29 protein-coding genes and 3 pseudogenes are annotated in these 24,886 nt (G+C 67.4%); 20 read left to right on the top strand and 12 right to left on the bottom strand.

The genetic code is table 11. From position 1 onward, the window contains the following. Nucleotides 1-20: 20 nt before the first annotated feature. Entirely contained in the window at nucleotides 21-1,343 is a 1,323-nt protein-coding gene (locus ACZ5WE_RS22055; protein ID WP_467691488.1) for a tyrosine-type recombinase/integrase, read from the bottom strand. Further along, nucleotides 1,336-2,187, bottom strand: coding sequence for a helix-turn-helix domain-containing protein (locus ACZ5WE_RS22050; RefSeq protein WP_467691486.1), 852 nt, complete (start codon nucleotides 2,185-2,187; stop codon nucleotides 1,336-1,338). The genes ACZ5WE_RS22055 and ACZ5WE_RS22050 overlap by 8 nt, the downstream gene beginning before the upstream one ends. Nucleotides 2,188-2,280: 93 nt before the next feature. Between ACZ5WE_RS22050 and ACZ5WE_RS22045 the strand changes: the two genes are divergently transcribed. The 8 genes from ACZ5WE_RS22045 to ACZ5WE_RS22010 all read left to right on the top strand — a co-directional run bounded on the left by ACZ5WE_RS22045 (nucleotide 2,281) and on the right by ACZ5WE_RS22010 (nucleotide 7,886). Beyond that, on the top strand, nucleotides 2,281-2,499 hold the full coding sequence (locus tag ACZ5WE_RS22045; RefSeq protein ID WP_467691484.1) for a helix-turn-helix transcriptional regulator: 219 nt from the start codon (nucleotides 2,281-2,283) through the stop codon (nucleotides 2,497-2,499). Nucleotides 2,500-2,591: 92 nt separating this feature from the next. Then, complete coding sequence (locus ACZ5WE_RS22040) at nucleotides 2,592-3,068, top strand: hypothetical protein (RefSeq protein WP_467691482.1); 477 nt, start codon at nucleotides 2,592-2,594, stop codon at nucleotides 3,066-3,068. Then, a complete protein-coding gene (locus tag ACZ5WE_RS22035; protein WP_467691480.1) occupies nucleotides 3,010-4,512 on the top strand; it encodes a DNA primase family protein in 1,503 nt (500 codons plus the stop codon). The genes ACZ5WE_RS22040 and ACZ5WE_RS22035 overlap by 59 nt, the downstream gene beginning before the upstream one ends. 223 nt (nucleotides 4,513-4,735) lie before the next feature. Next, the gene (locus ACZ5WE_RS22030) at nucleotides 4,736-5,098 is read left to right on the top strand and encodes a hypothetical protein (RefSeq protein ID WP_467691478.1); all 363 of its coding nucleotides are present in this window, start codon (nucleotides 4,736-4,738) and stop codon (nucleotides 5,096-5,098) included. Continuing rightward, on the top strand, nucleotides 5,095-5,430 hold the full coding sequence (locus ACZ5WE_RS22025; protein ID WP_467691476.1) for a hypothetical protein: 336 nt from the start codon (nucleotides 5,095-5,097) through the stop codon (nucleotides 5,428-5,430). The genes ACZ5WE_RS22030 and ACZ5WE_RS22025 overlap by 4 nt, the downstream gene beginning before the upstream one ends. Then, nucleotides 5,427-5,855: a helix-turn-helix domain-containing protein gene (locus ACZ5WE_RS22020; RefSeq protein ID WP_467691474.1), complete on the top strand. Its 429-nt coding sequence runs from the start codon at nucleotides 5,427-5,429 to the stop codon at nucleotides 5,853-5,855. Before ACZ5WE_RS22025 ends, ACZ5WE_RS22020 begins: the two co-directional genes overlap by 4 nt. Then, nucleotides 5,852-6,574: a hypothetical protein gene (locus ACZ5WE_RS22015; RefSeq protein WP_467691472.1), complete on the top strand. Its 723-nt coding sequence runs from the start codon at nucleotides 5,852-5,854 to the stop codon at nucleotides 6,572-6,574. Before ACZ5WE_RS22020 ends, ACZ5WE_RS22015 begins: the two co-directional genes overlap by 4 nt. A 133-nt stretch (nucleotides 6,575-6,707) precedes the next feature. After that, nucleotides 6,708-7,886 (top strand): hypothetical protein, encoded by a 1,179-nt coding sequence (locus ACZ5WE_RS22010; protein WP_467691470.1) that lies wholly within the window; start codon nucleotides 6,708-6,710, stop codon nucleotides 7,884-7,886. 846 nt (nucleotides 7,887-8,732) lie between these two features. Here ACZ5WE_RS22010 and ACZ5WE_RS22005 read toward each other — a convergent pair. Next, nucleotides 8,733-10,064: a tetratricopeptide repeat protein gene (locus ACZ5WE_RS22005; protein ID WP_467691468.1), complete on the bottom strand. Its 1,332-nt coding sequence runs from the start codon at nucleotides 10,062-10,064 to the stop codon at nucleotides 8,733-8,735. A 135-nt stretch (nucleotides 10,065-10,199) separates the two neighbouring features. On the opposite strand from ACZ5WE_RS22005, the gene ACZ5WE_RS22000 reads away from it, so the two are divergent. The 5 genes from ACZ5WE_RS22000 (at nucleotide 10,200) to ACZ5WE_RS21980 (ending at nucleotide 13,746) form a co-directional block, all read left to right on the top strand. Further along, nucleotides 10,200-10,370: a hypothetical protein gene (locus ACZ5WE_RS22000; RefSeq protein ID WP_467691466.1), complete on the top strand. Its 171-nt coding sequence runs from the start codon at nucleotides 10,200-10,202 to the stop codon at nucleotides 10,368-10,370. Then, nucleotides 10,367-10,621 carry a DUF7848 domain-containing protein gene (locus ACZ5WE_RS21995; protein ID WP_467691464.1) on the top strand — a complete coding sequence of 85 codons (255 nt, stop codon included), beginning with the start codon at nucleotides 10,367-10,369 and terminating at the stop codon, nucleotides 10,619-10,621. The genes ACZ5WE_RS22000 and ACZ5WE_RS21995 overlap by 4 nt, the downstream gene beginning before the upstream one ends. A gap of 713 nt (nucleotides 10,622-11,334) precedes the next feature. After that, complete coding sequence (locus ACZ5WE_RS21990; protein ID WP_365824858.1) at nucleotides 11,335-11,457, top strand: hypothetical protein; 123 nt, start codon at nucleotides 11,335-11,337, stop codon at nucleotides 11,455-11,457. A 12-nt stretch (nucleotides 11,458-11,469) separates the two neighbouring features. Beyond that, entirely contained in the window at nucleotides 11,470-13,002 is a 1,533-nt protein-coding gene (locus ACZ5WE_RS21985; protein WP_467691462.1) for an asparagine synthase-related protein, read from the top strand. A 27-nt stretch (nucleotides 13,003-13,029) separates the two neighbouring features. After that, complete coding sequence (locus ACZ5WE_RS21980; RefSeq protein WP_467691460.1) at nucleotides 13,030-13,746, top strand: class I SAM-dependent methyltransferase; 717 nt, start codon at nucleotides 13,030-13,032, stop codon at nucleotides 13,744-13,746. A 10-nt stretch (nucleotides 13,747-13,756) separates the two neighbouring features. Here the strand turns inward: ACZ5WE_RS21980 and ACZ5WE_RS21975 are convergent, their stop codons facing one another. Beyond that, on the bottom strand, nucleotides 13,757-14,035 hold the full coding sequence (locus ACZ5WE_RS21975; RefSeq protein ID WP_467691459.1) for a winged helix-turn-helix domain-containing protein: 279 nt from the start codon (nucleotides 14,033-14,035) through the stop codon (nucleotides 13,757-13,759). Nucleotides 14,036-14,228: 193 nt separating this feature from the next. Between ACZ5WE_RS21975 and ACZ5WE_RS21970 the strand changes: the two genes are divergently transcribed. The 3 genes from ACZ5WE_RS21970 to ACZ5WE_RS21960 all read left to right on the top strand — a co-directional run bounded on the left by ACZ5WE_RS21970 (nucleotide 14,229) and on the right by ACZ5WE_RS21960 (nucleotide 15,342). Continuing rightward, a complete protein-coding gene (locus tag ACZ5WE_RS21970; RefSeq protein ID WP_467691457.1) occupies nucleotides 14,229-14,552 on the top strand; it encodes a hypothetical protein in 324 nt (107 codons plus the stop codon). Then, nucleotides 14,549-14,740: a hypothetical protein gene (locus ACZ5WE_RS21965; protein ID WP_467691455.1), complete on the top strand. Its 192-nt coding sequence runs from the start codon at nucleotides 14,549-14,551 to the stop codon at nucleotides 14,738-14,740. The genes ACZ5WE_RS21970 and ACZ5WE_RS21965 overlap by 4 nt, the downstream gene beginning before the upstream one ends. Nucleotides 14,741-14,961: 221 nt before the next feature. After that, nucleotides 14,962-15,342, top strand: coding sequence for a hypothetical protein (locus ACZ5WE_RS21960; protein ID WP_467691453.1), 381 nt, complete (start codon nucleotides 14,962-14,964; stop codon nucleotides 15,340-15,342). A 371-nt stretch (nucleotides 15,343-15,713) separates the two neighbouring features. Here ACZ5WE_RS21960 and ACZ5WE_RS21955 read toward each other — a convergent pair whose 3' ends face one another. Then, nucleotides 15,714-15,980 carry a GlsB/YeaQ/YmgE family stress response membrane protein gene (locus ACZ5WE_RS21955; RefSeq protein WP_467691451.1) on the bottom strand — a complete coding sequence of 89 codons (267 nt, stop codon included), beginning with the start codon at nucleotides 15,978-15,980 and terminating at the stop codon, nucleotides 15,714-15,716. A 142-nt stretch (nucleotides 15,981-16,122) separates the two neighbouring features. Next, a pseudogene (locus tag ACZ5WE_RS21950) lies at nucleotides 16,123-16,410 on the bottom strand (YccF domain-containing protein); the annotation flags it as partial. Nucleotides 16,411-16,530: 120 nt separating this feature from the next. Here ACZ5WE_RS21950 and ACZ5WE_RS21945 point away from each other — a divergent pair. Next, entirely contained in the window at nucleotides 16,531-16,932 is a 402-nt protein-coding gene (locus ACZ5WE_RS21945; protein WP_467691450.1) for a YccF domain-containing protein, read from the top strand. 13 nt (nucleotides 16,933-16,945) lie between these two features. Here the strand turns inward: ACZ5WE_RS21945 and ACZ5WE_RS21940 are convergent, their stop codons facing one another. Further along, entirely contained in the window at nucleotides 16,946-17,650 is a 705-nt protein-coding gene (locus ACZ5WE_RS21940) for a cytidylate kinase family protein (RefSeq protein WP_467691448.1), read from the bottom strand. 255 nt (nucleotides 17,651-17,905) lie between these two features. Between ACZ5WE_RS21940 and ACZ5WE_RS21935 the strand changes: the two genes are divergently transcribed. The 3 genes from ACZ5WE_RS21935 to ACZ5WE_RS21925 all read left to right on the top strand — a co-directional run bounded on the left by ACZ5WE_RS21935 (nucleotide 17,906) and on the right by ACZ5WE_RS21925 (nucleotide 19,704). Further along, on the top strand, nucleotides 17,906-18,322 hold the full coding sequence (locus ACZ5WE_RS21935) for a hypothetical protein (RefSeq protein ID WP_467691446.1): 417 nt from the start codon (nucleotides 17,906-17,908) through the stop codon (nucleotides 18,320-18,322). A 236-nt stretch (nucleotides 18,323-18,558) separates the two neighbouring features. After that, nucleotides 18,559-19,146, top strand: coding sequence for an ATP-binding protein (locus ACZ5WE_RS21930; RefSeq protein ID WP_467691444.1), 588 nt, complete (start codon nucleotides 18,559-18,561; stop codon nucleotides 19,144-19,146). Between the two features lie 261 nt (nucleotides 19,147-19,407). Continuing rightward, nucleotides 19,408-19,704 (top strand): hypothetical protein, encoded by a 297-nt coding sequence (locus ACZ5WE_RS21925; protein WP_467691443.1) that lies wholly within the window; start codon nucleotides 19,408-19,410, stop codon nucleotides 19,702-19,704. Between the two features lie 422 nt (nucleotides 19,705-20,126). Here ACZ5WE_RS21925 and ACZ5WE_RS21920 read toward each other — a convergent pair. From ACZ5WE_RS21920 to ACZ5WE_RS21900, 5 genes and pseudogenes are all read right to left on the bottom strand, one after another. Next, a pseudogene (locus tag ACZ5WE_RS21920) lies at nucleotides 20,127-20,366 on the bottom strand (UTRA domain-containing protein); the annotation flags it as partial. A gap of 145 nt (nucleotides 20,367-20,511) precedes the next feature. Further along, nucleotides 20,512-20,619, bottom strand: a pseudogene (locus tag ACZ5WE_RS21915) (YccF domain-containing protein); the annotation flags it as partial. Nucleotides 20,620-20,648: 29 nt separating this feature from the next. Further along, nucleotides 20,649-21,512, bottom strand: coding sequence for a zinc metalloprotease HtpX (htpX, locus tag ACZ5WE_RS21910; protein ID WP_467691442.1), 864 nt, complete (start codon nucleotides 21,510-21,512; stop codon nucleotides 20,649-20,651). A gap of 185 nt (nucleotides 21,513-21,697) precedes the next feature. Next, nucleotides 21,698-23,236, bottom strand: a complete 1,539-nt coding sequence (locus ACZ5WE_RS21905; RefSeq protein WP_467691440.1) for an NADH-quinone oxidoreductase subunit N — start codon at nucleotides 23,234-23,236, stop codon at nucleotides 21,698-21,700. Continuing rightward, nucleotides 23,233-24,885, bottom strand: coding sequence for an NADH-quinone oxidoreductase subunit M (locus tag ACZ5WE_RS21900; protein ID WP_467691439.1), 1,653 nt, complete (start codon nucleotides 24,883-24,885; stop codon nucleotides 23,233-23,235). The genes ACZ5WE_RS21905 and ACZ5WE_RS21900 overlap by 4 nt, the downstream gene beginning before the upstream one ends. Between the last annotated feature and the right edge of the window lies 1 nt (nucleotide 24,886).

Raw genomic sequence — 24,886 nt, 5'->3', positions numbered from 1 at the left:
TCTGACCTGCACGGACGTTGCTAAGCAGACTTAGCAGGGCACAACGGGGGCACATCGCCGAGGACCGACTCGACGGCCGCCCTCGTTGTGTCCTCCTCATCGGGCCAAAGGTGCGTGTACGTATCGAGCGTGATCGACGGCTTGGCGTGACCTAGCCGCTTCTGCACCGTCTTGACGCTCTCACGGTGCTTGATCAAGAGCGACGCATAGAAGTGGCGAAGGTCGTGGAGGCTGGCACCGTCCGGCACCTCGACGCGGAACGGTTCACCACCCTCCGGCCTGCCGTTGTGGACCCATGCCGTATGCGCCTTGTCGTGCGCCGCGGCGAGCGCCTTGTTCGCCTTCTGCCGGGCTCTCCGCCACACGTGCGACCACGCCCCGCGCCGAACCACCGCGCGGTAGTCATTAAGGAAGAGCAGCCGTGCCATGCGGTGGCGCGGCTTGCGCGGGTCGGTCCGGTCCTCGATCTTCACGCCGCTCGCGGGGAACTGCTCAAGGTGCGCGGCGAGCGCGTCCACGGCCGCCTTCGTGAGCGGCACCGTGCGGTAGCTCTCGTGCGTCTTGGGCTCGCCGAGGTAGGGCTCACCGTCGTCTGGGTCGATGAGCTGCTGACGCACCTTCACCTCGCGACGCAGGAAGTCGATGCAGTCGACCTCAAGGCCGAACAGCTCCCCCTGTCGCAGCCCGGATGATGCCGCGAGCAAGTACAAGGCCCGGAATCGTGGCGCTGCGGCGTCTATGAGCGCGCGAACCGCGTCCATATGTAAGGGCGTGATCTCGACTTTCCGTTGCCGGGGCAGTCGCACACCATCACACGGGCTGCTCGCAATGATCCGGTCTCGAACGGCTGTCTTCAGCGGCGTGACCAAGTAGGCGTAGGTGACTGCCAGAGTCGACGGCGCGAGCACCTGCGAGCGGTCCTTGATCCATGCCTGTATGTCCGACGGCCGGATACTCGCCACGGGACGATCACCGAACGTCGGATAGACGTGGTTGCGCAGCCCGCGTTCGACACGTGACGCCGAGGTGGGGCGGTGCACGGCAGACGTACGCCACCGCTCGGCGACCGCACGGAAGCTCTCCTTACCCGCGGCAGGGTCGACGTACAGACCACGGTCGAGGTCGGCTTTGACCGTAGCCGCACGCGTATCAGCGGCGGCCCGCTTGTCGAAGTTCTCCTTGCGCTGCTTACCGCTCGCGTCGCGCCAACGGACCTGCCACCGCTTCCCCTTGCCGTGATCACTGCTCGGGACGAGCTTGCGCGTCCTGCTGCTGTGCTCGCGGCACGGCTTGTCGTCCTTGCCCGGACGCGACTTGTGCCATCTGTCGTAGACCTCAGCCACCTGTTTCCCTCCCCTTGTGTCTGTCCTCCAAAGCCCCCGGTTCCGTGGGGTCAAGATCTCCCTGCCTAGGCGCCACCTCCAGCCCCCTCACCACCGGTTCGAGCTCAGCCAGAAGCACGCGCGTGATGTGGCCGCGCGCGGACTGGAGAGCCCTTTTCCCCTCGGGCAATTCACCCCGTTCGCTCAGGCGCGCTTCGCGCTCCGCAGCGAGGCCATGCCCCCAGAACTCGCGCGCGGCATAGGCGACAAAGTGGGGAGTGGTGTCGAGCCGCTTGGCCGCCTTGACTTCAGCCTCATCCGGCTTGTCCTGCACATAGCGAGGGTCGGAATTGAGCGGCCATGGAGAGGGCGCCAACGCCTGCACCATCTCTAGGACTTCTTGAGAGGGTCGATCACTCACGCCTTTGACATGCCAGCCACCGGGGGCGCGGAGCGCGAGAGAACTCGGGTTGTGATCGCCGCCGAGCACACGGCGCACCTCGCGGTCGTAGACGCCAACTTCGGGGGTCAGCCAGATCACGCCCGCGGGGAGCAACTCGCCAAGCGGAACCCCGTAGATGAGCGGCAGCATGATCAGCTCGACGGCAGAGAGGGCGCGTCGGCCGCGTTCGATCTGCCCTACGGTCGGCCGATGCCAGGAGAGCCCGACTTGTCGTGCCCTCTTCGCAACCTCTTCGGCCGTCCGGCCTTTGCCCTCCCGTACAAGCTGAAGCTGCCTCCCGATCGCCTCGCCGAAAGCGGGAGCCTGCGAGAGAGCACCCGCCCAACGCTCTTGGTCTGTGCGCCAGGCGTCGGCCGCGAGCCCGTCGTTCGGTTCTCGTCCGTTGTCACTGCTTCCATCCATGGAGCGGAACATTACATTGCGCTGGACATTGGTGCGGAAGATCGCTAGCTTTCGAGAGCACGATTTCGTAACGCTTCAACTTGAGGAGTTGCCGTGTCTCGTATCGCCCTGGCCCAAAACCCGTCCGCTCCCCGGCGCAAGCTCGCCACGGCGCAGGAACTCGCCGACTACTGCGGCGTGCCGCTAGCCACCGTCTACCAGTGGAGTCACCGGGGAGGCGGCCCCCGTCTCATCAAGGTCGGCCGGCATCTGCGCGCCAGATGGGAAGACGTCGAACGGTGGCTCGACGAGCAGACAGTCACCGCCGCCTAATGGCCGCCCCCGGCCCACTCAGCGCTCGTGTTCTTCCGGCGTCGCCCGAGTCCACCGCGCATGACCCCGTGGCTCTTTGGGCTTCCGCTCAAGTGACCGCGCTCGAAGTGGCGGACGCGCCGGAATACGGCAGCCCAGCATGGTGCGCGCTTCGCGCGACGGACCACCGCCGCGCCGTCGCGATCATCACCGCTGCCGAGCAGTGGCGCCGCCGTGCATCGCGCGAGGCGTGGCTCGACCGCCTGCTCGATGAAGACCCCGAGCGCTGGTATGCCCACGTCACCGCGGACGCCAACACCTACGCCCGCACCATCGCGGGCAGCCTCGCCCGTCGACCCAAGCTAGACGAACTCGCGGCCCGCCGCGCCTCAGCCACCCGCGCACGCCCCGTGACCGCCACGCACGGATGGCCGCCCGTCACCATCCCCGGACGGCCCGGATGGGTCCGCACTCTCGCCCTCGACGGCCGCCAACTCGACCGCCCCTGCCGACAGCCCCAGGAGTCTCCGCGTGACCTCGCACCACCCGGACCCGCCGATACCGCACGGCGGCCCCCCGCCGCCGCTTGACCCGGCGGTGCAGCTGCTCACCACGGCTCCCCCGCACGCCCCGTGCGAGGAGCCTGCGCGTCCGATCGCGCCTGCTGCCTCGCCAGTGACCGCCGCCCCGCCCGCCGCACCGGAGCGCCACCGCGGGCACCTGCGGATGGCCGAGCGCTTCGTGACCGAGCACACCGACCACCTGCGCTACGTGCACGGCATCGGATGGCACCGATGGGACGGGGCGCGGTGGGCCGTCGACGAACAACGCGCGGACGTCGAGGCCGCCGTCGCCACCATCAAGGCTGCCCTTGGCGAACTCGACCGGCTCGACAGCCCCGAGCGCACCGCACTGTTCACGGATATCCGAAAGGCCGAGTCGGCCAACGGTATTGACGGCATGGTGCGGATCGCCTCCGCGCTCCCGCCCATCTCCACCACGTCGCGTGCGCTGGACGCAGACCCGTACCTGTTCAACACCCCAGCGGGAACGGTGAACCTGCGCACCGGGATGGTGCGCGCCAATGACCGGGCGGACCTGCTGACCAAGGTGGCCGGCGGGCCGCTCGCCGCAGAGCACGACACCGAATGGGCCGCGTTCCTCGCCCGCATCCTGCCCGACGAGACCGTACGAGCCTTCGTTCAACGCCTTTTCGGATACGCGATGTTGGGCGAGGTCCGCGAGCACGTTATGCCGATCTTCACCGGAACCGGCGCCAACGGTAAAGGCACCCTGCGCGACGCCATCATGTCCGCCTTCGGCGACTACGCGATCGAGGTAGACCCGGCCATCCTCATGGAGTCCAAGCACGAGCGGCACGGCGCTTTCAAGATGCGGCTACGCGGCGCCCGGCTCGCGTTCTGCTCGGAGACTGAGAAGGGGCGCAAGTTCGCCGAGGCCACCATGAAGCGCCTTGTCGGTGGCGACCCGATCGAGGCCAACCTCATGCACCGCAACCCGATCACCTTCGACCCCTCACACACCCTGGTCATGCTGACCAACTTCCTGCCCCAGGTGTCCGGCGATGACCCCGCCATCTGGCGTCGCATCCACGTCGTTCCGTTCGATGTCGTGATCCCTGAGGCGGACCGCGACCCCGGATTGCCCGACCGGCTCAAGCAAGCCGCCCCGGCAGTACTCGCATGGGCCTATCAGGGATGGCACGACTACCAGGCACAGGGCCTGAACCCTCCCGAGACCGTGCGTGCCCGGACCGCGGCCTATCAGGCTGACAGTGACGTCCTGGCCCGCTTCCTCGACGAGCGCGCGCTCACAAGCCCGCACAGCGCCGTCAAAGCCCGTGATCTGTTTTCCGCATGGTCACGCTGGTGCACGGAGAACGGCGAACAACCTGGCAACGAGGCCGCGTTCGCCGAGTCCATGACCAAGCGTGGCCACACCAAGACCCGTCGCAGCGCCGGACAGTTCTACCTCGGCCTGATGCTCGCCGGGACCGACGACGACGGGCCTTGACAGGCTCGCATGTAGGGCCATGTAGGGGTTTCCGAAACTCGCTTACGCAGGTGTGTACAGGGATCACCGGAGATCCCTTCATACCCCTACACCGCAGCCCCTCACCTGCGAAGAACACCGCGCCCTCAGTTGTCCGCAAGGCGCTCGCCCGCTTCCCAATGTCCATCCGTGACGTTCCGCGTCTCGCGCGCGTGCGCGAGGCTGAATTGGAGTACTGACACCCTTGACCAGCACCCGCCGCCCCGCCGCCGTGCTCGCCCTCGCCCAGGGCCGCACGACCGGGCAGGCCGCCAAGTCCGCCGAAGTGTCCGGCCGCACCGTCCTGCGATGGCTGGACGATCCCTCATTTCGGCAGGAAGTCACCGACGCGCGCACCGAGTTGCTACAGCTCGCCGTCGGCCGCCTCGCCGCCGCCTCGACCAAGGCCGTTGACGCCCTGGTCGACGCCCTCGACAACGAACGCGGACAAGCCCGCGTCCAGGCAGCCCGCACCCTGCTCGACGCCTGCCTCACCCTGCGGGAATCCCTCGACCTCGAACAGCGCCTCGCCGCTCTTGAGGCTGACGAAAAGGACCGCCACCAATGAACCGCCCCAGTCCGATTTCCCGCCGCCTGGCCACCATTGAGAAACGCCGCGACGGACGACGCCTCATGCACACCTACCGGCTCACCAATGGCCGCACCGTCCGCCTGTCCACGCTCGACGTCCTTGGCTGCCTCTCCACCGGGCTCGCAATGCAGGGTCAGCAGGTAACCGAGCCGCCATCGGAGGTCGTGCGAAGCCTGGCCTTGCTCGACCCCGAGACCGACGCCTCGGTCATGGGACGCACTACCCGAGCCGTTGCCGCCGAGTGGTGCGCCGCGTACGACGAGGGCCGCCCCATGAGACTCCACGACGACGAGGGGGCCGAGGAGTGAGCCGCACGGGCGCCGAGCGGCTGACGCGCGCCGACGGGGCCGTGATCGTGCCGCCCGCGGTCGCAGGCGAAGTACTCCGCGCCCTCGTACGCGATCTCGCGGCCCGTGTCCGTGCCGACGGGGGCGAGGTGGCCCCCGAGACTCGCCGCGTGCTCTTCGCCCTGCACACAGCCGCACAGCGAGCAGAGGCGTTCGATTCCGACACCGCGCCGTTCGAATCTGCCGCTACCGGAACCGCGCCTGCCCCGCAGGGCACGGTGTGTGTGGCAGAGGCCGCCACCTTGATGGGCTGCACGCCCCGCCACGTCCGCGCACTGATCACGAACGGGCAACTGCCCGCCGACCGAATCGGAGCGCGCGTGTGGGCCATCGATGCCGACGCACTGCACCGCTACCGCCACGGAAGAGGAGAGCACCGATCATGACCCCCGCCAAGAGCACCGCCACCGTGCCCACCGAACAGCTTGCCGAGACCGCCGTCGAACAGGCGGAGCAGGAGGCCGGCGAGGCCGAGCAGCTGCTCGCCGCGCTTGAAGAGCGCGTGCGCGATGGCGACGAGCACGTCACCGCCGATCAGCTCTCCAACGCACGCGAGTTGGGCCGCTTCGCCAAGCTGAGGGCCGAGGCCGCCCGCCGCAAGGCCGAGCGCACCGCCGCCAAGGCCGCAGACGCCGAACGCCGAGACAAGACCGAGCGCGCCCTCGCGCTGCTCGCTGAGCACAGCCCGCAGACCCTCGCCGCCGCGTACGCCACGGCACGGGACGCACTCGCCGCGTTCATAACGGCATCCGACGCGTTCGATGACAGCGTCACCGAGGCCGCCACGCTGCTCAAGGCCGCAGGCGCACCCCAGTGCGCAGGCACGGCGGAAGACATGGCCGGGCCACCCGCCTCGCCGGATGCCCCCCGCTGGTTCGCCGGAATCGGTGGCGCGGCCGTCGATCTCAGCGCGGGCGATGTCCGGAACACGGATGGCGCCGCCGCTCGGCTCGCCGTTCTCCTCGACGACCTCGACCGGGCAACAGGTGTCCGAAGCGCCATCGGCGCCCCCGAGTTCACCCGCGTCCCGATCAGTGAGCAGGCCCACCGGGGACGCGGGGCACTCCACCCGCAGCTCGACCAGCACACCAGCAGCAGGCAGTGATCGGACCCGTGCAGAAGGCGAGGCGAAAGGACGCGTTCGCAGAGCTAGCGGGCTCGCTCCGAATGCGCCAGCGGCGCCGTCGACTCACTGCGTTTCGGCCGCCGCTGTAGGCGGGATACGTGAGACTGGCGCCGTGTTGACGAACGCCCTCATCCTGGTTATCGAGCTGGTGCCCGTCTGTGTGATCGCTCTGTTCCTATTTCCCGGACCGGTTCAGCGCTGGTCGATCCGGTCTGTGGAGCGCTTCGAGCGGCTGCGCTCCACATTGGGAGTGCGTCGAGCTGCTCCGCTCCTGAGGCAGATGCTGCTGCTACCGCCTCGAATACAAGATCGGGTCGACGGCCACGGATTGGCCCCTGGATATGTCGTGCGCTGGTGGCGCGCGCTGCCCCTGGCCACGCCAATCAAGACACTTCAGTTTGTCTTGCTGCTACTCGTCTTGGTGAACGTCGACGACATGGCCGACTGGGAAGACCTGCGGTTGACCTCAGACCCTGGACCGAATCCCGGTGTGGTGCAGGCACTGCTTAGCAAGATCGTGGCTATGCCGACGTCGATGCGCACCGCGGACATTGGCTTCGTCGGACAGGCAGTGATCCTCCTGGCTATCGCCCTGATCTTGGTCGTCGAAGTGCTACTCATCAAGCGATCAAACTTGACCCGCTCTGGTGACGGCGAGGCACTTGCCGCCTATGACCTTGAGGCACTTGGGTTCCCGGACAAAGCAAGTCCACTTACGGAGTACCGACGCTGCTGGCCGGTCGTTGCACTGCTGACTGTCGCAGCGCAGTGCGCCACAGTTCTCCGCTGTTGGGAGGAGACCCAGCCAGATTGCCGGATTCCGAGAGTCTCCATGCAACCGGTCGAGCAAGTCATCTGGAGGGCCTACCGCACCCGCCGCGCCAGAGCCAGACGGCATAACGAGCGGCAGTTCAAGGCGCACGCCGCACTGGTGGTGGGCGCGCTGCGAAGGGCCGAAGCACGACAGGATTCAGCGCCGGGCCCTGCCCTTGAAGACCTCACCGTAATGCTGCTAACAATCGCCGAACGCTACGCCGAGGGCCGCATCAACGACCTTCTGGACTCAGACCAACTTGAAGGTGTGGCTCCAGCCGCGCCGAGGGAACGATTGCGGCTGGCTGTGGTGGGGCTCGTGGTCGTACTGGTAATGGCTGGCGCGGCCATCCTCGGGCTACCCGAAGCTGCGCTCGTCCCGTTGCTGCCGGTGGTGGTGGTATTCGTCGCCGTCGTCTTCAACCGAGGTCGGATGCCAACTGCGGGACAACTCTCAGATTTGATCATCCCTCGGTGAGAATAAAGAGCCCCACGTTCAAACCCTTTCGTCCTCGCCTCATAGAGCGGGGTCGGTGTCCTTCTAGTGAGGTTGGCACTGGTAGCCGCTCTAGCAGTCACGGCGTCGGCGCCAGCCAAGTCGCCGACGCCATCCATGCGCGGAGGGCTCCGGTTCTGGCTCCGGAGCGTCTGGCCCGACTTCTACTACCAGTTTGGACAAGTCCTTGACCGGAGCGCTCCGCACCTTCGAACCATCAGTAAGCCACACCACGACGTACACGCACCGGGGGTTCTCCCCGCTGTACCGCAGGGCACTGGGCCGGATGTCCTCGTAATGCTTCAGGCCACTGAGAGGTTCGATCACTTTGGGTTCCGGGAACCGTTGGCCGCTCTCTTGCTTCTTCTTCCGATCCCACCAACGCCACCACGGGCCATGGATCGGGACGACATAGATTCGCTCGACACCAATGGCAAGGATGCCACGATTCCTCAGCCGGATACGGATTCGATATACACGCTCTTGCCGGGGCTTAGGTGCTACTGGGCTCATCCCATGCTTTTCAACGACAACGTGGATCTTGGGTGTTACCCGCTTGTAGGTAAGAGCCGCAATGACCATGTTGCAGAGCGCGCCTACAGCAGCGCCGCCGGATACCAAGAGGGCGAAGTTCGCGCGGTCGAGGTCCATGGGACAAGTCTCTTACCTAATTTTCCATCTGACGAGTCATAGGCCGCGGTAAAAACGGGGACACGTCCCATTCACCCTCATGGCTGCTTTGCCGGGGCGCCCAAGCCTGAAGATCAGTGCGTAGGCCGGCCCCGGCCAATCGGTGGGCCGCTGCAACCGTGTGCGACGGCACTTCAATCAGGCGAGCAGCCGTTCGGGAGTCACGAGCCTTGCCCTCTCGTATAGGGCGCGAGCGTGATGGTTCTTGAGGTACGGCCGGATGCGTCGGTACATCGTGTTCATGCGGGTGTCGCACTGCCCGGATTCCACGTGCGGATAGATCTCCACGACCTTGCCCCACGTGTCGCACGCCGCTTCAAGGTGGCCGAGTTCGAGTTGGCGCTCAGCCTGGATGGACAGGAAGCGGACGCGGTTGCGGCGGAACGTGTGGTTACGAAGGTTGTCCGACTCCTGTAGGGACTCAATCGACCCCTTCACGTCGCCGAGTTCGTACCGGATCTGCCCAACGTGGTACAGGAGCGACGACGGGTTGTACGAGGCGAATGTCGTGGCGCGGGACTCGGCTTTCTCCATGGCTGTCTCGGCTTCCCGCAGGTACAGCAGCGCGTTGTTTCGGTCGCCGATCTGCGCGGACGCATGGGCCTGTTGCCCGGCGAGGAATGCCCGCATCCTGGGCCCTGCTTGTGGCGATGCTGCCGCGGCGGAGTCGGCGAGGCGCATGGCTGTCTGGCCATGGCCGAGGTCGACCGCCTGAACGCTCATGCCCCGCAACGTGGTGCAGTAGGTGAGGTGGTCCTTTGCGGCTCCGGCCAGTTCCAACGCCTTGAGGTAGTAGCCCTGTGCGAGGCCGTGCAAGCCCTCATCCACGGCCATGTAGCCCGTGAGGTAGCAGAGATCGGAAGCGGCGGATTTCATCGCGTCCCGCACGTGCTCGGGCCCGTCGGCCAGGAGCGCGGGCGCGACCGTGTTGACGAGAAATGCGGCGGCCATGGGGCGCGCGTAGCGACCGCCGAACTCGTCGTCCAAGTCGGAAACGCGCTCGGTCATGGCGATGACCATGTCGACGTCGCTCATGCCGATGCGTTGAGTTCGGCCCATCGTGACCGCTTCGGCACGTCCGATCACGTCCGGCCATCCGGGGATGGTGAGCGCGACAGAGAAGAGACTGGCCCCGAGAACGCTCCGTCGGGACGGGTCCATGTCCTGCCTCCCAAGCTCGATCAGCCCTTCCACCGTAAGCGGCGGTCGTTGCTCTTGATCGGCTGGAGTTGGGAAACCCGCCTCTGCATGGGTCACGGGGCGGCGCAGGCGGCGCGCGAACGCCTCGACGACGAATCGGCGCACGGCCGCGCTGCGGGGCGTCGTTCCGCCTAACCAGTGGTGGACCGCCGAGCCGTTGTACTTGAGCGGTGTCGCATCCTCCGCCCCAACCCGGTTCACGGCACGGGCGCACTGACTCAGGGTCCAGCCGCTTTCTGCGAACAGGCGTTGCAGGGGCTCATTCGGCATAGCTGCTCAACTCCCCGCGCCCGTAGGCGCTTTAAACGCTCTAAAGCCGCCGCTCTGCGCCAACGGTACCGCCGCGCGTAGTCGTGCGGTTGCTTAGAGCCAGGAGAGATCACCGCCGAGGTACAAGGAATCCGCATGGTCACGGACGACGAAGCGACGCGGCTCGAATCCGGGGTCGGCGACGAGAGACCCCCGGATGTGGAGCGACAGCCGGCCAAGGCAGATCAACCGATGAGCGAGGCTCACCCGGACCTGTGGGCCAAGGTCGAGTCGGCCAACGCGCGAAGCTGCGGAGTGCTGTCATGACGCGCCGAACCCTGGGGCGCTGGACCATCAGGCCGCACCGTGACGTTGATGCACCGCCCACGACGTACGCCTTCCGGTGCCTCACACAGGACGAGGACGGCAAGCCCTGCGGGGCGGAGTCGAAGGAGTCCGAGAACTTCGCTGTTGCGTGCGACTGGACGTTCGACCACATGCGAGAACGCCCCAACCACATCAGGTACGCGGAGGTCCTCCAACGGCCGTGGGTGATGTGGCGAGGTGGCGCAGCGTGATCACTCTCCTCTCAGGCGTCTTGCACCCCGACGTGAACGGCACGCCTGCCCCGGCCAGGACTGACGACGGCAACCACTGGATCACCGGGTCTTGCTGGGGCTGGTGCGGAAGGAGCGAGGCCCGAGTCTTGTGGATGGGCCCCGCGCAGACGACTGGGCACGTCATCGCTGATCTCTATTACTGCGGGCCGTGCGTCGATCGGCTGCACCACCGCATCGTGCTGAACGCGCGCGGAGCGGTGCCGCCGACACGGCCGCTTCCCGCCGATCGACTGCCGCAACGCACCGGACCACGCCACCGAGCCCCTCGGCGCCGGTGGGTGTGACCCCCATAGCCCCGCCCTGGTCGTGTTGTCCCCACGGGCGACCAGGGCGGGCCCAGCTGAATCCCTGATCTCCCCCCACCGGACGGGCTGGCGAGGGCGACCGACCCCCCGACCGGTGGCGGGCTAACACGCCCGATGCCAGACCGACGGAGGACGAGCCATGTGCGGTGACCGGCATGCGGACACCCCAAACAAGACCGACGCGCGCGACCCCGCCCCCGCGGTGGAGCGGTGGGGCGTGCCTCGCCAAGGGGCAGTGCTACCCCCGCGGCAGCACTGCCACCGATAAGCCCCCGTCCGGCTGCCTGCTGTGACGGTCGACAGCCGGACGGGCCACCTCCGCGGCAACCGCCGCGGGGTCTGCTTCAACCCTAGGAGAGCAACGCCATGAACGTTGACGACCTGTTCACCGGAGACCTGATCACGGGGGTTCCCGCGATGGACGCCGCGCTGATGGACAAGATGCCCGGCGGCGGCGACAACAACGGCGATCACTGCTCCACCAAGTGATCCGTCCCTGATGTGCGGCGGGGCGAGGCTGACCGGGCCTCGCCCCGCCGTGCCCGTGAGAGAGGCAATCCCGTGCTTTCGCTACGTCTCCGCCTGGCGGACCTTGAGCCGTCGAACTGGCAATGGGAAAACGGCCGCTGGGCCTGCGGGGAAAGCTGGATCGCGCCCGCGAACGTGTCGGCTCTCGTCGCCGTACTCAACAACGACGATCCGCAGCGAGTGACCCTCACGGTGCGGGAGTTCAAGGGCGACGAGGCAGAATTCGCGGCGGTCGTGATCAAGCCTGGCGAGGTCCGGCTTTCAGCGGGCCTGTTCGGCACTGCTCCGCTGTATCTCGTGGTGGTCGGCGACGTGCTGCACGCGTCGTGGGACATCGCAGACTTGCACGAGCACCTACGGCCCGACCGGCTCGTACCGCGCGCCGTAGCCCGAGCGCTGACCAGGCGGCACCGGTACACCGCCGACACCCTGTTTGAAGGGGTGCACCGACTCACTGAACGCGCATCGGCCGTCTTCACCTCGTCGGGGCTCACCGTGATCTACCCGGAGCCTGCCGAGCATGTCTTGGAGCCTCGGCCCCTGCGCCGTGGAGTGGACCCGTTGGTCGTGTTCGACGCACTGCTGAACGAGGCTGTAGAGGAAGCCCCGGTGGCGACCGGATGCGTAGGCGTCGAACTCTCAGGCGGAGCGGACTCGGGCAACGTCGCCCTGTCCGTAGGTGCCGCCGGGTACAACCATACCTACAGCTTCGGACTGCTCATGGCCGGAGCCATCGGCGCCCAGCAGCGCGAGCGGCGGCGGGCGCTGGTCGACCATCTCGGCTTCCGAGACACGGCTGTTCCCGCCATGCAGCATCCGCCATTTGTGCCCGGTGGGGTGCGCGACCTCGGCACACCCCATGACCCCGCGGGGGCGTTCTACCAAGAGGCGTTCGATGTGGTGCGTCAACAGGTGGCGGCGCGGGGCTGCGAGGTCATCTTTACCGGGACCGGTGGGGACGAGATCAACGCCTGTCACTCCCGGACAACGGCCGAACTCCCCGCACCCGAGCCGGTTCCCTGGCTCACGAGCCGGGCAAGGGAAGCGGTCGCCGACGTGGACGGCAACCTAGCCCCGATCCCGGTTGTGCCCCTGCCGGCCCTAATGGCGAGTGGGCTGCACAACCCTGGATATCTGCGCATTGGAGTCTGGCCCGTGAACCCGCTGGTGCATCCCCGCATCGTGCGGTTCATGGAACAGCTCCCCACAGAGCACAAGCGGGGTAAGGCCCTGTTCCGTGAGCGGCTTCGGCGGGCGGGCCTACCCGAGTCCGTCGCCGCGCCTGCGGAGCCTGAGAACTTCCTGGCGGTCATGGAAGCGGGGTTGCGTACGTACGGACTCCCCCTCCTGGATGGAATGTTGCGGGAATCCCTGCTCGTGGATCTCGGCTACGTTGACCCCAAGGCGCTCGCTGTTGCCCGAGAGCGCGCCGAACGCGCGCCCACAGTGCCCGACCTGCTCTGCGACACACTCGCCCTGGAAATCGGGCTGCGGGCCCTCGCATGAGCAGCACCGACGCGGAGGCCGAGCGCCATGGAAGCTACCAACGTCTTCTACCGGGACCCCGCCCTTTACGACGCCGTGCAGGCGGACAGCGGTACCGCGGAGACGTGCCAAGCGCTGATCGACCAGCACCGGCCGGACGCTGCCACGTTGGTGGACTTCGGATGCGGCACCGGGCGAGACCTGGAGATCCTTGCGAAGCGGTTCGAGTGCGTCGGCGTGGATCTACAGGAACGCATGGTCGCGCACGCACGCCGCACCCGCCCCGGCCTCGATATCCGGACCGGCGACATGCGCGCGTACCGGCTCGGGCGCCCTGTGGACGCCGTGACGTGCCTGGGCAACTCGCTGGCTTATGTGCACGACAACAGCGCGGTACGGGACGTGTTCGCGACGTTCGCGGCGCACGCACGCCCCGGCGCGGTCCTCGTGCTCTGCTCCCCCGTATCGCCGATCACCCAGACAGAGCCCGCAACCGCCACCATCGAAACCTCAGACACGCGAGCCACGGTCACCGTTCGCTACGAGTGGGATCTACGGACGCAGATCAACACCATGCACAGGCTGTGGACATTCGAGTCTGGCCACGAAGCGCGGGACGTGATCAGGCGCCGGGTCCTGTTTCCACGCGAGTTGGAGCACTACGCGACAGAAGCGGGGTTCGAGGTGGTCGACATGGTGGACGAGTCCGGGCCAGGGACGCTCACCGGACCGACCGCGTACACCGTGGCGCGCTTCCGGCCGTGACCGCGGGGCGCTATTCGCTGCTGTCGCCCTCGGCCTCGCCCTGCACCTGAACGTACGTGCCGCGCTGCGGGACAACGAAGAGCAGATCTTCGGTGACCAGGGCAGCAATCGCACGGCGCACGGTCGGGCGGGACAACCCGAACTCGTCGCACAGGCGGGTTTCCGACGAGATAGGCCGCCGGGGCTTCCAGTCTCCCCGAGCAATACGCGCGCGCAGGATGCCGGCGAGCTGCTCGAACGGGGGCTCGGGGGCGTCGCGCTCGATCACGTCATCAGGGCCGTACTCCATGCCTAGGACGCTAGCTGCACTCTGACGACATCGCACTTATGGGTACGTAAATCGACGTCCCTTGACGTCCCTTTACAAGGGCTTACGTAGGTTGACGTCAAGGTCTATCGTCACCAATGAAAGCGCCCCGGAAGACCGCTTAGGACCGGTCCACCGGGGCTCGCCGAGACAGCTAACTGGAGCTGACTGACGTATGCGTGACCTTATCGTTCGCGCCCTTTGCTGGGCGCTCTCCGTCCTCGCCCCGTGGACCCCCCGCACCGCGCCTGGCCGCCACACGGCCGCCTACTTCGCCGCTCTGCCCACGACCACCCCCGCCCCGGTGAACCCGTGGACTAACGAGTGGAGCGGCCCGAGCGCCGAGGAAGTCCGCGCGATCTTCCGCGCCGAAGAGACATTGCGGCTCACACCTGTGCGCCGGGAACGGTTCTTCGCGACCGCGTTCGCCGAGTGCGGCATCGACTACCCGTACCGCTACCCCGGCGACCAGTTCACCGCCCTGGGGGCGCAGGCATGACCCCCGAGCGATTCTTCCCGCCCCTGCCCGCCGTACAGGTGGCGCTCTGCGTCCGCTGCCACCGCAACACCACCGCCCCGATTGCTGTCCGCTGGATCGAGAGCACCAGCGGCCCCGGAACGACGCTCTGGGCGTGCCCTGACCATGCGCCGGAACTCACCCCCGGCCCGATGCCCGACGAGCTGTAACACCGCGCACCTACCCCAAGCGCCCCACACGGCATCAGCCCGTGCGGGGCGCTTCTCGGTTCTCCAGTTGAGAACCGGGCACAGCGGCACAATCCGGGTGGCAACGTCCATCTGCCGTCGACATCCGAGCCTTCCGCGGGATACCCCTGACGCTCCATAGCCTCGACGTGGCTCATTCACGCTCTGTGCATCGGCGCTGCCCCGCTGTACCGTCCCCGCTCATGAGGGGGATTTGGACGTATTGGGGCTACATAGCGGCGGCGGCACTGGTCCTGGCCTGGGGCAGCGGGGCTGCCACTGCTGTGATCGTGGTCCTTTCGCTGGCGGTCGTTGCGTACGCGACATTTCAGCTGCCTGTGTGGTGCGGAGCAGTGAATCGCAACGGCTCTTACTGCCGACGCAACGCCTCGGGAATCTTGATGGGCTGCAATCTCCGCCAGCATCGGTGGCAGAAGATGAAGATGGTTGTTCTGCGCAGCAAGGCGGGAGATGTCTCAAGGGCAGTCTTCCCGTCCGCCAAGGAGAAGTTCGGGGCGTTCATCGCCGTTGGCGGTCTCGCGTCCGCTGTCGCAGCCGTAATCGTGCCAGTGATGACCGGCTGAGGTTGGGCCCCTGCCCTACGTCTTGCCGTCGGGTGACCCTCCCAGGTGAACCGATTCCTAACGGCCCCGAATGTTGAGCCTTCCCGAGGGCACAGCCAGGGCACACGGCCCTAGAAGACCGCGGAAAACCTCGGCAACTACCGAGAGTGGTTTTCGCAGGTCAGAGTGGTTATTGCCAAGTCCATGCAGGTCAGACGATCAAGCGGGAAGTTCGCCAACTACCGGTAATTGCCAGTCAGTACTCAGTAAGTACTGGTGATCGCTCGTCGTAGTATGCCGAAGGGCGGGCACCCGGATCGGGTGCCCGCCCTTGCTGCTGGCCGCAGATCGGGGGACTACGCCTGAGGAGGCGCGGGTGGCGTGTGTGTGGCTCAGCGGCGTGAGTGGCCGAAGAGGATGCGGTAGGCGACGAGCAGGACGAGTGAGCCGCCGATGGCCGCTGCCCAGGTCGCGCCGTCGTAGAAGTCGTTGACTATCGGGCGGTCGAGATAGCGGGCGGAGATCCAGCCGCCGATGAAGGCGCCCGCGATGCCGATGATTGTCGTGCCGATGAAGCCGCCCGGGTCGCGGCCGGGCAGCAGGACCTTGGCCACGGCACCGGCGAGCAGCCCCAGAACGATCCAGCTGATGATGCCCATGCGGTGACCTGCCCCTCGTCGTGCCCTCTTTGCGCTGTTGTCCTGGAGGACGACACGAGGGCGGGGCGTGGTTGCGGTGGCCAGGTCGGTGCGGCGTATGACACACGGGGGCCGCGGCGTGCGGCACGGCCCGGCACGCGCGCTAGCGCGCTGCGAACGGCTGGCCCGTGCGGACGGTTTCGCGGCCGAGCGGCATCAACGACACCGGGATCAGCTTGAAGTTGGCAATGCCCAGCGGGATGCCGATGATCGTGACGCAGAGGGCGAGGCCCGTGACGATGTGGCCGAGCGCGATCCACCAGCCCGCCAGGACCAGCCACAGGACGTTCACGATGCAGGACGGTGCGCCCGCGTCGCGGCGCTCAACTGTCGTGTAGCCGAAGGGCCACAGGGCATAGCGGCCGATGCGGAAGCTCGCGACACCGAAGGGGGCTGTCCCTCTACTCTCCGGATACGCCCACACGGCCACTGCGTTTCCGTTTCGACGCCTGACCTCCCGATACTGGGTAAGGAGGACCGTGGCGGCGAAGCGACTGGAAGGGCACCGATCATGAAGCTGTTCAGCTTTCTACTCAACCTACTGTGGTTGATCTTCTGCGGCATCTGGATGGCGATCGCATACACGCTTGCCGCGCTGGTGTGCTTCGTCTTGATCGTCACCATCCCGTTCGGCATCGCGTCGCTGCGCATTGCGGGCTACGTCCTGTGGCCCTTCGGCCGAACCACTGTGGAGCGGCCAGGCGCCGGGGCGCCCTCAGTGATCGGCAACGTGATCTGGGTGATCTTCGCGGGCTGGTGGCTGGCCCTGGGACACCTGATCACCAGCATCCCCTTGTTCGTATCGATCGTCGGCATTCCGTTCGGCTGGGCGAACCTGAAGCTGATCCCGATCTCGCTCATGCCGCTGGGTCGTGAGGTCGTTCCGACTGATCAGCAGTTCGGCCGCGCCTGAACACGAGCAGTGGTCAAGTCCTGTGCCTCGATGAGTGTGGTCGGACTTCCCAGGTCGGCCGTTGGAGCTGATCATTGTTCACGATGATGTCGGCGTGGTCGGTTGGGCGGGCTGTGGCGAAGTAGAGCTGTTGGGCGGGGATGTAGCGGCCGCGCCACAACCGTTCGATCTCGGCGGTGTCGGCCGTGGGCCCGGCCAGCGCTGTGCCTCGGTCCCGAGCGCGATCTACCGTCTGCTCGAATGGGACGGACACGAAGATGCGCAGCTCCCACCGGTCGATGAGTTCGGGGCGCAGGAGGAAGACGCCGTCGAAGAGCAGTACGGCGTTTGCGGGGGCGGTCGCGGTCGGCGGCGACGATGGCGTGTCGGTGTCTCGGTCGTAGACCGCGTGTTGGAATCTTCGGTCGCCTCCGGGGCCCAGCGGATCGAGCACGACGCGGCGCAGTGCGGCATGGTCGTGGGCGTCGAAGTAGCAGCCTTCGGCCGAGTACTGGCCGCGTCGGTAGCGCTGTGCACGGGGGAAGAGGAAGTCGTCGATGGTCGCGCGGATGACGTGGCGGTCCCGCGCGCGCAGGACGACGGCGAGCTCGTCGGCCAGCGTGGTCTTGCCGGAGGCGGGCGGCCCGTCGATGGCGACCCGCAGCGGATGCGCGGGCGTGACCGACTCGATCGCCTCGGCCAGCCGACCGATGAGCTCTTCGCGGGTGCCTTGGTCCATTGCTGCCTCTCGCACATGTCACTGTTCGACAACCCACGTCAGGCTGCAGTCACCGACCACACCTGATCTGTTCTTCCAGGGTGCCCACAGTCGTCACGGTCCGCTGTCGCATGTACTTAAGAGCCATCCGCTCAGAACGGGAGCTCCGGCGTGGCCGTTCCGCGCGTGATGCTCAAGATCCGTTCGTGGAAGTCTCGCGTAGCTGCCTCGCGGGGGTAACGGGGGTAACGGGAGCGGAGTTCCTTGTCTAGCTCGTTGGCCACCAAGAGCAGAGACGGAAGTGACTTCCGGTCCGCCTGGAGCGCTGTTGATGCTGGACATCTCGGTTCGCCGGAGAAGCTCGGCGACGTCCCACAAGCCTGCGCAGCCTTGCTCCAGCAGCGCGCTCGGGTCCTCGGAGGGGGATGCGTCAGCCCTCTGTTCCAGCTCCCATGGGCGCGCGGCAAGCCCCGCCAAGTGCCCTGGGATGCGCAGTCCGTCCACCACTTCGAGGATCTTGAATTGCTGCGTGATCCCAGGGCGCACGCCTTTGCCCTCAGTCTCGGGCCTGGCCATCTTGCCGACGCGCTCGCGCTTGTAGCCGACCGCCTCCGCGATCTTGGCGTAGCTGATGTTCCCGTGCAGCCTGGCGAGTCTGAAGACCTCGCCGAAATCGTGGTTGCCGATCGCTGAGCGCACGTCGGCACGTTCCAGAACATGCGGCGGCAATGCCGCTGGTGTCGGAGCTACTCCGGCCATCTCACTTCCCCATCGTGATTGACCTGACGTTTCTTCGTGTGCTCGTTTCGCGAGTGTACCCACGAGGGGGGTCCCCAAGAGGGGGGAGCGACAGCCGGTACAAGAGGTGCACCCTCCGGTCGCTGCCGGGATCGTCTCGGCAGACCTGACTGGGGTCGGTGGGCCGTGCCATGGGTGCTCGACCGAGCGAAGCCACAGCGAATACACCCGTGGAAGTTCCGTCGAATGACGTGGTCCATGACCCGTCGAACGGCCACTTCCGGGCATTGACGACGTTCGCAGAGTCGCCGAGCACGGCGCGTGCGGCGCGTGCGGCGCGCGACGTGGTGGGGTCCTGCCTTCAGGACTGGGGCCTTGGCTTCATGGCCGACGATGCCCGGCTCATCGTCTCGGAGCTGGTCGGCAACGTCGTGCACCACGCAGTGCCGGATGACCGCCTGACGCGGCCCGGTGGCGCTCGCCGAGTCGATGTACTCGTGAAGATGTGGCCGAACTGGCTGTTCGTCGGCGTCAGTGATGAGGTCTCGACTCCGCCGGATCTGCCAGCGGGTGAGTTCGTATCGCCGGAGCTGGCGGGTGACTTCGCGGAGGCCTTGTTACCGGACCGAGGGCGCGGGCTGTTGATCGTTCAGCGGCTCGCCGATGCCGTGTGGTGGTCGCCGGAGGATTCGGGCGGCAAGACGGTGTGGTGCCGCTTCGATCTCGACACCCAGGCATTGAACTCCGGCCTGTCGTCTCGCGATCGGTTGCGCGGATGACAGACCGGAGAGGTGATGCGGCCGGTTGCCGACCCAGCTCCGGCTGCGAGGGGCGCGGCCTCTCGGCCCTGATGGAGGGGCCGCGCTTCACAACTGAATACGTCAGACCGGACCACCCCCGCGCCGGGAAGCAACCGAGGTGGCCCGGAAGGGGACAGCGGTCCCCGGTGCCTGGCGGTACCGGGGTCGCTGTGCTGCGTTTCCGTCTCGGACCAAGGAAGTTGACGGTCCGTTACCTGGACCAGGACTGAGGTGGACGAGGTGACCGGCACGGATGAGGACTGGTTGAGAGATGGCTTGGCCGTCGCAGGCGCGGACTCACGGCTGTGGGTGCCGGGCGTCGACTACGTGGCCAGCTGGCGTGGTGCGCGAGAGGCGGCAGACCGGCTGAACCGAGCCCTCCTTGGCGTGGGGTTCGAGCTGTCGGAAGTACGGGCCCACGCTGCCACGAACGAGGAAGGGCGCGGAATCGTGCGGGTATCGGGCTGGCCGTGCACTGCGGATCGGCTCGCCGCCCTCCTGGAGGCGGTCGCGGGCGGCGACGGTGGTGCGGCATGAGCCACGTCTTCCCTGGTGAGCGGCGCGCGTGGGCACCTCGCCGGCCGCAGAGACTTTGGGCGGTAGCTGCCATGGGGTGAGTGAACAGGGGGCGAGTGAACAGGGGGCCCTACGCTGGCCCGGCGAACCGGGCAGGTCCTGGACCTGCCCGCTGCTGTGCCCGATGGGCCCCCTGTTCTTCGAGGCTCGCCCCATGGGAGCTGCCTAAAGTCTCGGAGGCCGTCGGCCCCCAGCCCCGCGGCTGTCTTGTTGAGCCGACCGGTCGACGTCTCTCGACCTCAGGCGCACTGCGGTTCAGGGCGCCGGGCGACCGGCCGGGACCGGCGGCCACGCCGCACGCACGGCCGAGGCGGCCGAGCTGCCCGGCACGCCGCAGGCGTGCCCTTGAGGAAGTGAAGAAAGTTTCGACCGATCTACGGCCCTCAAGTGCGGGCACGCCGCGCGGGCTCCTTGTCGGCGGTGATCCGATAGGCGAGTTCGGCACGGTCCGCACCGGTGCGGAACTCTTCGAGGATCAAGGGGCGGTCGTCGGTGCCATGCGTGACGCGAGCGACGTGCAGGATCGGCGTCGCGTCGGGCAGGCGGAGCATGGTCCGCTCGTCAGGGTGCGGCATGCGGGCGCGAACGGTCTCGGACCACCACAGCTTGTGTCCGGCCTGCGTGTCATGGCAGCGCGCCACTTCGGAACATGGGTGGCCGATGGCACGTGGGCGCGAGTTGAAGCGGCGCTGCGGGGCGTGGAGCGCCTTCCTCTACCCGAGCCCGATCTCCTGCCTTCGACGACTATCGAAGGGCGGATCGACCCACGTGCAGTGCGGAGCGCAGAAGAACTATCCCGAAGGGGATGCCGATGACCGTGATGCACAGGAGCACCCCGGCCAGGAGATGGCCGAGGAACATCCAGAAGCCGCACAGGACGAGTCAAATGACGTTCAGGATTGTCTTCACTGTTGGCGACCTGCCATCTGCTCGAGCCGGGCGATGCGCTCCGCCATCGGCGGATGCGTGGAGAACATCTTGGACATGCCCTGCCCCGGACGGAAAGGGTTCGCAATCATCATGTGACTTGCCGTCTCAAGGCGTGGCTCGGGCGGCAGCGGAAGCTGCTTCGTCCCCGCCTCGAGCTTGCGCAGGGCGCTCGCGAGGGCCAGTGGGTCCCCGGTGAGCTGCGCGCCGGACGCGTCAGCCTCGTACTCCCTGGAGCGGCTGATCGCGAGCTGGATGATGGAGGCCGCGAGAGGGCCGAGGAGCATGATCAGGAGCATGCCGAAGATGCCGGGGCCGTCGTTGTCGTTCGACCTGCCGATCGGGATCAGCCAGGCGAAGTTGACCAGGAACATGATCACCGAGGCGAGTGCGCCCGCTACCGACGAGATCAGGATGTCGCGGTTGTAGACGTGGCTCAGCTCGTGGCCGATGACGCCTCTCAGTTCGCGCTCGTCCAGGAGGCGCAGGATGCCGTCGGTGCAGCACACCGCCGCGTTACGGGGGTTGCGGCCCGTCGCGAAGGCGTTCGGCGCCTCGGTGGGTGAGATGTAGAGCCTGGGCATGGGCTGGCGGGCCTGGGTGGAGAGCTCGCGGACCATGCGGTACAGCTCGGGGGCCTCGAATTCGCTCACCGGGCGCGCGCGCATGGCGCGCAGGGCGAGCTTGTCGCTGTTCCAGTACGCGTACGCATTGGTGCCGAGCGCCACGAAGAGCGCGACGATCAAGCCCATACGTCCGAAGAAACTGCCGATGACGAGGATGAGAGCGGACAGTCCCCCGAGGAGTACGGCGGTCTTCAGCCCGTTGTGCCGGCGGTGCACGGTACGCCCTCCTGTGGTGCGTGGGGGAACCCTCTGTCTGCTGGTGCTTCCACTCTTCAGTGGACCCTCCCGTACTGGTCAACGCCAGGCGGGGAGCACTAGTTCCCTTGTGCGCGCAGGAGCGGCGCAGGAGCGGTGTGGGCCGCTCGAGTGATGCCCGAGCGGCCCACAAAGAAGAGGGCCTGTCAGAAAAGGCCCGTGTCGGAGAACCTCAGGACGAGTTGCGGCGCTCCGGAGAGCGCGATGCCGAGGACCGCGGTGAGGGCGATGGCCACCGTGAGGGGTGCCGGGACGCGGTGCTTGACCGGCTCGCCCTCGGGGGCGCGGAACAGCAGCGCGGTCCACTGGAGGTAGTAGAAGAGCGCGATCACCACGTTCGCGGCCATCAGCACGGCGAGCCAGCCGAGGCCCGCGTCGACCGCCGCGGAGAAGACGGTGACCTTCGCGAAGAGCCCGATGATGCCCGGCGGCAGGCCCGCGAGGCAGAGCAGGAAGAAGCCGAGCACCAGGGCCGCGAGGGGGCTCCTGGCGTACAGGCCCCGGTAGTCGCTGACGCGGTTCAGGCGCTGCGTACGGCCGACGAGCGCGGCGACGGCGAAGGCGCCGAGGTTCACGGCCGCGTACATCAGGGCGTACGCGACGGTGGAGCCGACGGCTTTCTCCGCCTCGGCGGGGTTGTCGGCGTATCCGGCGGCGGCGATCGGCACCAGGAGGTATCCGGCCTGGCCGACCGAGGACCAGGCGAGCAGGCGTACCGCGCTGTACGCGCGCGTGGCCTGCTGGCGCAGCGCCGCCACGTTGCCCGCGGTCATGGTGAGGGCGGCGAGCACGGCGAGTGCCGGGCCCCACACGTCCGCGTACGAGGGGAAGGCGACGACGGTGACGAGGATCAGGCCGGTGAAGCCGACCGCCTTGCCGACGACGGAGAGGTAGGCCGCCACCGGCAAGGGAGCGCCCACATAGGTGTCGGGCACCCAGAAGTGGAAGGGCACCGCGGCCACCTTGAAGGCGAAGCCGACGAGGGTGAGGGCGACGCCGGTCTGGGCGAGCGTGTCCAGCTGTCCGTCGACGTGTTGGAGCTTCTCGGCGATCTCCGTGAGGTGCAGGGTCCCGGTCGCGGCGTACACGAAGCTGACGCCCATCAGCGTCACGGCGGTCGCGGTGACGGAGGAGAGGAAGAACTTCAGGGCCGCTTCGGAGGACCGCTTGTCGCCGTGCCTGAGGCCGACGAGCGCGAAGGCGGGGAGGGAGGCCACTTCGAGGGCCACGATGAGCGTGGCGAGGTCGCGCGAGGCGGGCAGCAGCGCGGCGCCCGCTGCCGAGGAGAGCAGCAGGAACCAGAACTCCCCTTCGGGGAGTTCCCTGGCAGTGCCGTTCGCGTCCTTGAGCGTGCTCATCGAGAGCAGGGCGGCCAGCAGGGCACCGCCGATGACGAGCAGTTGGATGACGAGCGTGAAGCGGTCGGCGGTGTAGCTGCAGGCTTCCGTGCCGCCGGTCAGACAGAAGGTCGACCGGTCGTCGTCTCGGATCGGCAGCAGGGAGAGTGCGGCGACGGCGAGTCCCGCGACGGAGATCCAGCCGAGCAGCGCCTTCCTCTTGTCGCCCACGAAGAGGTCGGCGACGAGCACGAGGAGACCGACGACCGCCGCGATGGTGGGCGGAGCGATCGCGAGCCAGTCGACGGACTGGACGACGTCGGCGGCGCTTTCGACGGCCACGGTCACGACTTGCCTCCTGAGAGGAGCTGCTGCACGGCCGGGTCGGTGAGGCCGAGCAGAGCGGCGGGCCAGAGTCCGGCGAGGACGGTGAGGGCGACGAGCGGGGTCCAGGCGGCGAACTCATAACCCTGGACGTCGGCGAGCGCCGGGATTTCGGTCTTGGCGGCGCCCTGTGACCCCTGGGGCTCCTGGGGCTCCTGGGGCTCCTGGGGCTCCTGGGGCTCCCGAGATCCCTGCGGCAGTGAGCCCATGCAGACGCGGCGTACGACGATGAGCATGTACGCGGCGGTGAGCAGGGTGCCCACGGCGGCGATCGCCATGAAGGTGAGGAAGGCGGGGCGGCTGAGTCCTTCGGCGGGCTTGAACGCGCCGAACAGGGCGAGCATTTCGCCCCAGAACCCGGCGAGGCCCGGAAGTCCCAGCGAGGCGACGGCGCCGAAGGCGAGCAGGCCGCCGAGGCGGGGTGCCCTGCCGTAGAGCGCGGCGCCCGACTCCTGCGCGAGGGTGTCGAGGTCGCTGGTGCCGGTGCGGTCCTTCAGCGCGCCGACGAGGAAGAACAGCAGGCCGGTGATGAGGCCGTGCGCGATGTTGGCGAACAGCGCGCCGTTCACGCCGGTCGGGCTCATCGTCGAGATGCCGAGCAGCACGAAGCCCATGTGGCCCACGGACGAGTACGCGATGAGGCGCTTGAGATCGCCCTTCGCGCCCTGCTTGGCGAGGGCGAGGCAGGCGAGCGATCCGTAGATGATCCCGACGACTGCGAAGGCCGCGAGGTACGGCGCGAAGGTCCGCATTCCGTCGGGCGTGATCGGCAGCAGGATCCGGACGAAGCCGTACGTGCCCATCTTCAGCAGCACACCGGCCAGCAGGACCGAGCCGACGGTCGGCGCGGCGGTGTGCGCGTCCGGCAGCCAGCTGTGCAGCGGCCACATCGGCGTCTTGACCGCGAGCCCGATCCCGATCGCCAGAACGGCGATGACCTGCACGGATGTGCTCAGGCGAGGGCCGTTGTCAGTGGCGAGTGCCACCATGTCAAATGTGCCGGACTTGAGGCCGATGAGGAGGAGACCGAGCAGCATCACGACGGAGCCGAGAAGCGTGTAGAGGATGAACTTCCAGGCAGCTTGCGTGCGTTCGGCTCCGCCCCAGCGGGCGATGAGGAAGTACATCGGGATGAGGACCATCTCGAACGCCAGGAAGAACAGCAGCAGATCGAGGACGGCGAAGGTCGCGAGGGTGCCGGACTCGAGCACGAGGATGAGAGCGACGAATGCCTTGGGGGACGGCCCGGTCGGCATTTTGAAATAGCTGTACATCGCGCAGAGGAAGGTCAGGAGCGCGGTCAGGACCAGGAGGGGGAGCGAGATGCCGTCGATGCCGAGGTGGATGCGCACGTCGAGTGCGGGAATCCAGCTGATATCGGTCGTGGCCTGCATTTTTGACGGCTCGTCATGGTTGAAGCCCAGCGCCAGGACGATCGCAGCGATGAGGATCACGCCGGTCACGACCACGCCGTGGCGGAGCACCGCCTGGTCGGGCGACTTCCCCTTCAGCCCGGGCGGGGCCGGGAGGAGAGCCGCCACGGCGCCGATGAGCGGGCCGACGACGATCAACGCGAGAAGGAACTGCATTACGGACTCACTGATACCGATCACG

The sequence above is a fragment of the Streptomyces sp. NPDC033180 genome, from assembly GCF_055577645.1.
The sequence above is the reverse complement of the archived record's forward strand: the minus strand, read 5'-3'. Positions and strand labels throughout refer to the sequence as shown.